Genomic DNA, 11509 nt, shown 5'->3' on the forward strand with positions numbered 1-11509 from the left:
AGGGTACTCTGTAGCACCCTCTTGCTTTGTTTTTATAGAAATCCAGAATTAATTCCAACCCGGGTTTTGTTTGAACTGTATCATAAGATCTTTGTCTCTTTGCGGGATGGGAAACAGTTCGTGTTTACCCTTCTTTGTAAAATCGTATGCTATGTAATTTGCATTCGGGAACCATCTTCTCAGTTTTGTATCTGTTTCATCAATTGCTTCTGCATAGATTCCCCAGCGTACAAGATCTTGGCGGCGATGTCCTTCAAAAGCAAGCTCGTATGCACGTTCTTTGCGGATGGCTTTCTGGAAACCTTGATAATCGAGTCCGGCAGGCAGGTCTGCAATTTCATTTGCTGCGTCTACCGGAAGTCCGAATCCGCGGCGGCGTACCATATTTACCGCATTATAAGCATCGTCATTGGGGGATTCTTTCCATTCGTTCAAGGCTTCTGCATACAATAATAATACATCTGAGTAGCGCAGAATGTACCAATTTATGTTGGAACGTTCACCATTGATCAGTACATTACTTTTGCTTACATACTTTTCTGTATCCCACTTAGCCGGAGTAAGAAGTTGCCAGTTCTTTTGGTCTTCGTCCGGTCCTTTGGTTGAATATGGAGTTTTTACAGTACCTACATATTTATAATCGGCGATAGAGAGATTACAACGCAAATCGTTTTCTTTATTTTCCCAGTCACGGTAGAAAGTATAGAGAACTTTCACATTACCAGCATTACGTCCGCGTACACCTGGGATTTCGTTTGCAATCACGCCGTTCCACTTACCGATACGTCCTACAGGGTCCTCGCTGTTTGTTCCTGTTACGGTAGGGGCATAGAAACTTACTTCAATTAAGCTCTCTTCAGGGGCCCACACACCGTTGCAGGTGTTTTTCCATAGTTGTTCATAATTCTGTAGTAAGCTGTGCTTTTTCGATTCAATAAGTGTCTGGGCAGTCAGTGCAGCCTGTTCCCATTTAGAGGTGTCATGTACAGGGTATCCTGCCCATGTAGCATATACTTTAGCCAACAATCCTAAGGCAGCACCTTTTGACATGCGGAAGCTGCTCTCTTTGCGTACATCGTCCTCGGTTGAATATGGCAGGTTATCTGCTGCAAATTTCAGATCATCTTCAATAAAACGGTATACCTCAGCCGGATCTGCCTGTACAAAAGTAGACGGATGCTGATTGGACATCTGGGTGTTTTTCATGAGTGCGATATTACCATACCAGCGAACTAATTCGAAGTAATATAAACCACGCAAAGCTCTTGCTTCTGCCATATAGATGTTTGCCAGCTTCTTGTCACCTTCTGTGTAGTTACCTACTTTACTCTCCAGTGTTTCAATAAAATCATTGGCATTGTAGATGGAGTTGTACAATGTAGACCAGGTAGACTGAACACTGGAGTTACTTGTGGTGAAGGCATTGGCCGGGATTTCACGGAATGCATTTGTCGAGTTACCTTCACATTGTGCAATGTCATTGGTGATATTGAACAGTATAGATAGATTATAGCTGTACAGTGCATCAGTCACCATATTACGATAAACACCTAATAACACGGTTTCTGCTTCTGAAGCATTGTTCATGTACTTCGATTTATCAACTTCTACAGCTGACTCTTCCTCAAGCATGTCTGAGCAAGAGGAGAGGGAAGTGGCACACATTAATGCCGCGAATATATAATAGGATATCTTTTTCATTGTTGTCATTTGATTAGAATTGAATATCAAGTCCGAATGTAATTACTCTACTCTTTGGATATGCACCCCAGTCAAGTCCGGGAGTCATCGGGCTGCTGCTTGCTGTACTTACCTCAGGGTCATAGCCGCTATAACCCGAAATACAGAAGAGGTTCTGGCCTGAAGCATATACGCGTAATTTAGAAATATATGCTTTCTTTGTCCAGTTGACAGGAAGTGTGTAACCCAGTGTCACGTTCTTCAAACGCAGGAATGAACCGTCTTCAATGAAACGTGAATATAGTTCATTTTTTACGTATCCTTTGGCCGAAGGTACTCTGTTGGATGCATTGGTCGGAGTCCAGCGGTCTGCAACCTCTGCCAGCTGATTGGTACGTTCGTTCTGAGTCTGGGTGGCATAAAGGCGGGTTGCATTGTATACATCGTTACCATAATTGAATTGGAACATGACACTCAGATCGATGCCCTTATAGTTAAATGTATTAGTGAAACCACCATACCATTTGGGAATAGCATTACCAATTACCGTACGGTCGTTAGTGGTGATTACACCGTCACCATCCTGATCTTTATATTTCACAACCCCCGGAGCCAAAGGACCGGTAGTATAGCGATCATTACGTGTTACACCCGGTTTTAGTTGCTGCGAACCGTTCGGAGTAGTAATAAAGTCGGAGCTTTGATATACACCATCAAATTCATATCCATAAATTAATCCCAGAGAAGAACCTACGGTAGCTACGTAATCATAGTCTGTAAAGTCAGAGCTGAACCCTGAACGGGAATACATAGACTGTACTCCTGACTGGAGTGATTTCAATTCGTTGCGAATGAATGAAATGTTGAAATCTGTTTGCCAGGTAAAGTTACGATTCTGGATGTTTGTACTGTTCAGGCTAAGTTCGATACCACGATTCTGAATCTTACCAATGTTTTGGTATTGAGAAGAGAATCCGGTGACATGTGCCAGACTCTGTGCCAGCAATAAATCTTTCGTGTTTTTGATAAAGAAATCAGCTGTCAGGTTCAGCCTATTGTCAAAGAAGCCCAGGTCAAAACCTAAGTTAATGGTGGTAGAACCTTCCCATTTCAGATTTTCATTTTTCAGTTGTTTCGGAGTTAATACAGTAACTGTACTTCCGCCTACACCATATTTGCTCTGTTCGTATAAGTCCATAGATAAGTAGTTGGATATGCGGTCATTACCTACTGTTCCCCAACCAAAACGTACTTTAGCATTTGAAATGAATTCCAGATTCTTCATGAAGTTTTCTTCAGACACCCTCCATGCAGCAGAGAATGAGGGAAAATATCCCCATTTATGCTTTTTAGAGAATACTGTAGAACCGTCAGCACGTACAGTGGCAGTCAACAAATAACGATTGTTGTAACTATAGTTACCACGGGCAAAAAATGATACTAATGTTTTGTCGCTGTATGAAGTAGCTACTTTACTTGGCGTTGCACCGATACCTAAGTTGTCATTACCCATGTTGTCAAAAGGGAAGTCTTTTGCCTGTCCTAATAGGTATTCAGAGCTTTTGAATGAGATTTCCTGTCCTAACATCACGTCATAAGAATGCTTTTTGATTTTCTGTTTCCAGGTAAGGTTGTTATAGTTCGTCCAACGGAGGTCACGTCCCATTTGAGTCTGACCATAAGGTTTCTGTCCGTTACGGTAGGCTTCTTTCGAACCATTCTTATAGAAAATGTTCGTACGGGTATTGGTCGTATTGTAAGTTCCGGCTGTTTTGAATGTTAACCCTTTTATAATTTCCCAGGTTACAGACAGGTTACCCGACCACATTTCAGAACGTTTTGTATTCGTAACAGATTGGGTCTGCATAATAGGATTTACCTGTGCGAGGCTTTCACTACTTTCCAACTCCAATGGGTCGATAGCAGCTGCCAACAGTTCTTCATTCGTTAATGCAAGACCACCGGTTGGACGGGCACTCAGAATTTGAGCTAACATATTGAAACGACCGGAATCTCCGGATGTGCCTGCACCCTTCTTGTTTGTATTTGAATAGTTGATGGTAGCATCAAAAGATACGTTTTTAGTTACTTTCTGATTCACACGGAATTTACCGGATGTTTTATCAAATCCACTATTGTTGAATATACCATTTTCATTGTAACGGGAGAATGAAAGTGTATACTTCGTATTGTCATTACCACCCATTACAGACAGGTTATGATCTTGTGACCAGGTCGGGCGGAATGTCTCACTTTGCCAGTCTACACCTTGTACACCGATATAATCATTCATAGACTGATATCTGTAAGGAACACCATTGTCATCTTCACCGGTTCTATAATACGTATTTGCATATTTACTGGGATTAACTTCCATCTGTAATTTTACAAATTCGTACGGATCCAGCAAATCCAGCATCTTGGAGATCTTACGGTAACTTGTAGAACCGTTATAACTTACTACAGGACGGCCGGTTTTTCCTGATTTTGTAGTTACCATTACAACACCATTGGCTGCGCGTGCTCCATAGATGGCAGCTGAGGAAGCATCTTTCAATACTTCAATTGATTCAATATCCGAGTTAGCGAGATAATTAATATTGTCTACCTGGAAACCATCTACAATGTACAGTGGAGAAGCATCTCCTGTCATTGTGCCGATACCGCGTACTTTGATATCAAAACCAGAACCGGGAGTACCGTCTGTTTGTGTGATTTGTACACCGGCTACCTGTCCTCCTAAAGCTTCCATTACCGAACCGGTCTTGAAACCTTCAACATTTTTGGCAGATACCGATGATACTGATCCGGTCAGGTCCGAACGCTTCATTGAACCATAACCTACTACAACCACTTCATCCAGCATTGCATTGTCTGGAACCATTTTGATATTCAGTGTTTTCTGATCCTGTATTTTTATTTCCTGTGGCTTATAACCAATATAAGAAACTGACAATACATCTCCCTTTTTGGCGGTAATTGTAAATTTTCCATCCAGATCGGTTACTCCTCCATTGGAAGTTCCTTTCACCATTACGGTTGCTCCGATCAGTGGGAAATCTGTTTCGTCAACTATTACTCCCTTAATTGTATTCTGGGCATATAAGCTGATTGACATAATCAGAGCTAAGAGGGTCATCCACCCTCTTTGGCTCATAGCTTTATTTATCATTGAATTACTCATTATTTATAATATAAGATATAGATTAAAATTTCTCATCAAACCAAACAAGAATCGGAAAAATCTTATTACCGTTACCTAAGCCTGCACTGGCTCCATCGGTTACAAATGTAATTTGTCCGCTCATGACACCATTGGCATACACTTTATCTTCGCCCATCCATTTACCCGGATTGATAACTACTGATTTGTCTGCAGGGTCTATATATGCAAGTGTGGTCGTTTCCGAACCTGCGTTATCATAATATGACATTGGTTTGCGTGCACCGTAGTTTGGTTTTACTCCGATTGCGGTGTAGAAGTTACGCCATACCTGATTCATGAAGAAGTCATCCGTTTTACCGTCATTTTTCATCATTCCGCTGATGTGACTTTCGCTTCCGTTGATGTTGTAATAACTAAAGTCACGTCGATAATCCATCAATACTTTACTTTTATCTGCTCCTGTAACAGTCGGAGCTGCAGAGCGTCCTCCTGTTTTGGGGTTTACCTGAAGTACGAATGGAGTATAATTGATAGTTACATCTTTTACTGGTGCTGCAAAATGGAAGAATACAGGTACACTTACTGATACGGCTTCGTCACCTTCACCGGCTGTAGCTGTCACCATAATCATGCCACACGTTGCATCTTTCCATGTAATATTTGCCAGATTCAATGCACCGTCTTTACCTACTTTACCATTACTCATGTTGAGTTTGTTCTGTACTTTCCAAGTTACTGTAACACCTTCCGGAATATCTGTTTTCGGTGCGGGGATGACAGTTTTAGCCAACTCTTCGGCAGAGTTGAACCTGTATTGGAAAGCATTGCCTTCGGGTAATCCCAGATTATTACCATAGGTAATGGTAGTAAAGAAGTTCTTATTCTTTTCAATAACGAGTGTAAAGGTAGTGGTCTGTTCCCCTTTTACGTTTTTGGCTTTTACAGCTACTGTATGGGTACCTACAGGAATCGTATTACCTTTCTTTGCAGTGATGGTACCTGTTGTCGCATCGATATTCAGTTGTCCCTGAAGTTCAGCAGCCAGTTCACCTAATTCAAAGGTTACTTCGTCACCTTTGAATGCGTCTGTATGTGCAATGGTGAATGGGGTTGCCTGTGTTTTTGTTACATTCTCATAGGTAAAGTTTTCAATCGGAGCAATAAAACCAACTACTTCCAATGTGAATACACCTTCGAATACTTTATCTGCTTCTTCTGTTGTATTATAGATGTTTTTTACATTTACATCTATAACATAGGTTTCGTCTGCTTTGAAACCATGTCCTTCTGCTACAGAAATGACACCTGTTGAAGCATCAATTTTAATCTTATCAGTGGCAGGAGTTATATTGGCAATGCGATAAACAACGCCTTCCAATGAACCTTTTAGTGTAGGTACATTGGTGGTGTATGAAGTAGGGCCTTCGGTAGCTTCTTCCATTTTACCTTTATTGGGAGTATAGGTCAGAGCTAATGGTTTAGAAGTGATGTTAAAGGTCACAGCATCTGCAAAAATACCTTCTCCGGCTTCTGTCTGTAGCTTTAACGCTACTTTATAGATGCCCGGTAGAATATCGCCTTCATAGTTCTTATTAATGCTGACTTCACCATTTGCGTTAATAGTGAAGTAGTCTTTGAAACCACTTTCTGCAATGGAGTATTTGCTGATAGATACATGTTCACCTTCCGTTTTTACTTGTGCTTTGGCATCTGAAGTCTTCACGTCAGCATAGTCAATTGTCAACAGGTTGGGCTCTACTGTGATACCTTCCGGGACAGGACGCATCATATTGATAGATACGGCATCTGTAAAGTGATATGTCTTTCCGTTGGATACACAGGAGATAGAAAGATGATACAGTCCGACAGCCAGATTATCGCTATTCTTGATTTCTATTTCTCCGGTTGTAGCATCAATAACGAAGCTTTCGGAGTTTACACTTTCATTTTCAAGAATAATTTTAGTAATTGTAAAGTCTGCCGGAGTCGCACCAATATAGGTCGGGGCGCTTATTTTTGCATTCATTGAAGGGCCGATATCAGTCATTCCCGAATAATAAATTGCAAAAGGAGTCGAATCTGTAGTTTCTGTGTCCGAGCAAGAAGTCCCGGTCAGAATCAGTGACGTAACAGTCAGGATTGCTAAGAAACCTGAGGTTAGCTTTTTAAAGTTCATTGTTTTTAGATCGTTTTTAGTTAGTTTAAAAATGATAGTTAAGGTCTAACATGTGTTCCACAGGTATTGGTGTTTGACTGCTGAACGTGTTAGTAATAGCTGAAAGATAGGTTGCTTCCAACATTTTCATGTCGGAAGATTGTTCATTAGATAAAAGAAAAAGATGTTTCATTCAGGTAATTTGTTAATAAAGATTCTACATGTAATTTTATTATGTAGCAAAGGTATATTAACGCATACTCCCGAATAATTCAGGTTGTAGCAGCTTTATTTAAAAACGACTTTTTTTCTTTTAGTTTTGTGCAGTGAAATATTAGTCTTGTCGAATTACCCCCTTTGGAAGGGGGTAAGAAGTGTCATTATGTAGTATATGGTACGAAGTATAAATATTATCCTTTTCTTTTCTTTATGTATTCTGTAGGCAAACATCCGAAATATTTCTTGAAGCTTGTAGCAAAATAGGAGGGGGTATTAAAGCCTACCATGCTGCTTACTTCAGATACTGTATATCTTCCGTCCTTTAATAGTTTACATGCTTCATTGAAACGGATTTTCCGTATGAAGTCGATAGTAGATTCTCCGGTAATTGCTTTTAATTTCAGATGTAAATTAGAACGGCTCATATTCATTTCGCGTGCAAACTCATCGGTAGAGAATTCAATGTTATCCATATTCTTCTCTACAATAGCCACAGCACGTTTTAGCAATGCTTCATCCATAGCATTGAATGTTATTTTTTCCGGTTCTACTTCCAATGATTTGGAATAACGTTCCAGCATTCTATGTCGCGTACGTAACATATTCTGAATTTTTGTCATCACAATGCTCAGTGAGAATGGTTTCGGAATATAGTCATCTGCACCTACCTGCAATCCTTCCATTTGATCTTTTACTTCACTTTTTGCTGATAGTATGATTACAGGTATGTGGCAGGTTCGTATATTTTGTTTGATGCTTTTGCACAGTTTAATACCATCCATTACCGGCATCATAACATCTGTCACTACTACGTCTACATCTTTTTCTTTCAGTATTTCCAAAGCTTCTTCGCCATTATATGCTCCAATTGTATTGAACAGTTCGGATAACCCTTGATTCAGATAGTGAAGGATTTCTTTATTATCTTCTACAATTAAGATTGTTCCTCGTTTCTTGTCACCCGTTTCCACCACTTCTTTTTCTACGGTTGCCGTATCAATGAAGTACATATCTTTCGGATTGGTAGTGTGCACTTTGACTTCTTCCTCCATATCTGAAGCTAATTCTGCCGGATTGTATATTGCCGGATCCTGTGGCAGGTAAACAGAGAATGTACTTCCTTTACCTTCTTCACTTTCCAGCTCTATATGCCCATGATGTAGTTCTACCAGCCTTTGTACCAGTGAAAGACCGATACCACTCCCCATATGTTCGCTTTCTATTTGATAGAAGCGCTCAAATATTTTAGCTTGTTTATTGATAGGAATACCTATTCCCGTATCGCTAACCTGCAATAACAGAAAGTCGTTTTCCTTTTTCAGTGTTACTGTAATACTTTGTCCTTCCTGCGTGTATTTGAAGGCGTTTGAAAGCAGATTATTTACAATCAGTTCAAGATAGTTTGTATCGAAGAGCATTTCTTTTTCTTCTACTTCCGAATGCAAAGTATAATGAATCTTTTTCTGTTTAGCCAGCTTATCGTAGAATAAGAAGTTATCTTCTATTAGTTGGTGTGCATTTCCCATTCTTGCTTTCAGCTCAAACACTCCCAATTCTGCTCTACGGTAATCCATTAATTGATTTACCAGATAGAGCAGGCGGTTGGCATTACGCTGTATATAATCTAACTGGTTACGCGTCCATCGGTCACTAATGCGACTGATGATTTCTTGCAGTGGTGCCATTATTAACGTTAGTGGAGTACGCAATTCATGAGATATATTGATAAAGAAGCGCATCTTCATCTGATTAATTTCCTCCTGATGCTCTTTGTCCATTCGTTCCATGACCAATTTGGCTTCCATACTTTTGCGCATCAGGAAGAAGCGGAATACAAACGTAATGAATCCGGTGAATGTAGCAACAAATAAAAGAATAGCCCACCACGTTTTATACCATATAGGAAGTACCACGATTTCAAGCTGAGTTGGCGTTTCGTTCCATTTTCCATCACTATTAGCCGCCTTTACGAGAAAGTTGTATGTTCCTTGAGGCAGATTGGAATAGGACACAGGTTGTTTGTCGGTCAGGTAATACCATTCTTTATCATATCCTTCCAATTTGTAGGCAAATGTATTGTGTTGCCCCGAAATATAATTGGATACTACAAAATCCAGTGAAAAAGCCGACTGGTGAGAACTCAATGTTATGCTTTCTGTATCTGCGATGTTGCGTGTCAGTATTTCCGTTTCATCATCCGGGCGCACTATTTTATTGAACAAGCGAAGTCCTGTAATAACCACCGGAGGAGTATATGGATTGTCTATCAGCAATTCCGGCCGGAAAGTCGTGATTCCGGCAATCCCTCCAAAGTACATCTGTCCGGTCGAAGTACGGCAATAAGAAGACGAGTTAAACTGATTACTTTGTATTCCGTCTGTCTGCGTGAAATTGCGGAATTTTTCTGTTTCTGGATTGAAACAAGTCAATCCTCGGTTAGTGCTCATCCACAGACGTCCGAAGGAGTCCTCCAATATCCCATAGAGCACATTATTGGGGAGTCCGTTGGCTGTTGTATAATGCTTTATTGTATTTTTCTTTTCATTATAGCTGTATACTCCTTCACGTGTTCCTATCCAGAACACATCATTTTGTGTTTCATACACGCAGTTGATAAATGCTCCTGCCAACGAAGAGGTTGGTTCAATGAGGTGAAGGGATTCTACTTCTCCGTTTTCTACTTTATAAATGCATAGTCCTTCTTCACCTCCTACCCAAATACGTTGTCGGGAGTCGCGGAAAAGAGTAGTAATGCGGCGGTTGGGAATTTCGTTTCCGTTTTTTTCTTTATCAATGACGGTAAACGAACGTTTTTCCGGATTAAATCGTATGAGTGCCTGGAGGGTCCCTAACCAGAGATTCTGTTCTCCATCCGGTAATATAGCGTATACGTTGTCATCCAGCAACTCGCTGTTTTGCATATTGAAATGCTCGATGCGCCCTGTATTACGTTGGAGCACACTTAGTCCTCCGGCATGTGTACCAATGTATACACGCCCTTGTTTCTCGTCTACATATACTGCTTTTACGTTATTAGAACCAATGCCTTCTTTATTACCTTCTTGCAGAGTGTAGTAAGAGAAACGCTTTGTTTTAGGGTTGTATAGGTTAAGTCCTCCGTCATTGGTTCCTATCCATAGATTGCGTTCGTTGTCTTCAATTATGCAGCTTACTACATTATCGTTCAGCGAATTCTGATAAGGAATTCGTGTGATGTTACGGAAGCGATTCTTTAGGGGGTGATAATAATTGAGTCCTCCGAAGTAGGTACCTAGCCACATACCTCCTTGCGAGTCCATAAAAATGCTACGTACGGAACTTTGTGACAAACTACCGTCTTCTACCGGGTTACTGCTGAAAGACACAAAAGAATCATGCCCTTCATGATAGATGTTCAGGTCATTGAATGTACCGATCCATAATCTGTTTTGTGAATCCAGTGCAAGTGAACGGATAAAATTGGAACTGATGCATTGTGGCGTTCCGGGTGAATGGCGGTAGTTTTTTACTTCTCCTGTTTTGGGATTCAACAAATAGAGCCCGGCGCCTTCGGTTGCCACCCATAAACGGGTAGGGGATTGTAACAAGACAGCTTGTATTTGCTTATTATCCAGTGCATTGGTTACCGTACTTAAGCGTCCTGTACCAATGGAATACTCAAATAATCCATTGTTTGTACCAATATATATATTTTCTCCTTGCCTGCTGATGGTGGAGGCTTTCAGCTGATGCATCTCTGTGCTCAGCTTATTATCTATGAAGCAGGTGTCTTTAACGTTAAATAGCAATAGTCCTTCCTGCGAACTGATGAGGAGTTGTTCCGGATTGATTTCCGCAATGCCGTTTACTTGTGTATTCTTTCCGTTTTTCTTATAGAAGAAATTTCTGAATAAATCTTTTTCTTCATTGTACCATGAAAGTCCGTCTCGCGTACCTATCCATATGCGTCCCTGACTATCGGTCATAACAGTACGGGCTATATCATTGGCTATACTGTGTGGATCAGAAGCGTCATGCTGATAAATAGTAAAATCATATCCATCGAATTTGTTTACTCCATCATAAGTGGCAAACCACATATTTCCTCTTTTATCTTGTGCAATAGAGAAGACGGTGCTTTGCGACAATCCATTGTTAAGTGATATATGAGAAAACTTGATGCTTCCGTTATCATTAGCAGAAAGTGTCATTATTCCTATTGCAGAGAATAATATAAATAGATAAATACGTTTGATAAAACTCATCCTGATATATTCAAATACAATTAATTACATTAATTATTTTAAAAC

Annotated in this window: 3 protein-coding genes and 1 pseudogene; all 4 read right to left on the reverse strand. The window is 40.3% G+C overall.

The features are described 5' to 3' along the window. Positions 1 to 48 precede the first annotated feature (48 nt). Complete coding sequence (locus tag K8P02_RS03535) at positions 49 to 1701, reverse strand: RagB/SusD family nutrient uptake outer membrane protein (RefSeq protein ID WP_025866937.1); 1653 nt, start codon at positions 1699 to 1701, stop codon at positions 49 to 51. A 13-nt stretch (positions 1702 to 1714) separates the two neighbouring features. Next, entirely contained in the window at positions 1715 to 4852 is a 3138-nt protein-coding gene (locus K8P02_RS03540; RefSeq protein ID WP_370787990.1) for a SusC/RagA family TonB-linked outer membrane protein, read from the reverse strand. A gap of 34 nt (positions 4853 to 4886) precedes the next feature. Continuing rightward, positions 4887 to 7022, reverse strand: coding sequence for a surface glycan-binding family protein (locus K8P02_RS03545; RefSeq protein WP_025866936.1), 2136 nt, complete (start codon positions 7020 to 7022; stop codon positions 4887 to 4889). A 389-nt stretch (positions 7023 to 7411) separates the two neighbouring features. Further along, positions 7412 to 11380, reverse strand: a pseudogene (locus K8P02_RS03550) (hybrid sensor histidine kinase/response regulator transcription factor); the annotation flags it as partial. Positions 11381 to 11509: the final 129 nt, after the last annotated feature.

The organism is Bacteroides nordii (assembly GCF_019930665.1).
GTDB lineage: Bacteria > Bacteroidota > Bacteroidia > Bacteroidales > Bacteroidaceae > Bacteroides > Bacteroides nordii.

What these genes read in the sequence shown, in the direction of transcription:
- K8P02_RS03540 (WP_370787990.1), bottom strand. Translation starts at nt 4,852, where the DNA reads ATGATAAATAAAGCTATGAGCCAAAGAGGGTGGATGACCCTCTTAGCT.
- K8P02_RS03545 (WP_025866936.1), bottom strand. Translation starts at nt 7,022, where the DNA reads ATGAACTTTAAAAAGCTAACCTCAGGTTTCTTAGCAATCCTGACTGTT.
- K8P02_RS03535 (WP_025866937.1), bottom strand. Translation starts at nt 1,701, where the DNA reads ATGAAAAAGATATCCTATTATATATTCGCGGCATTAATGTGTGCCACT.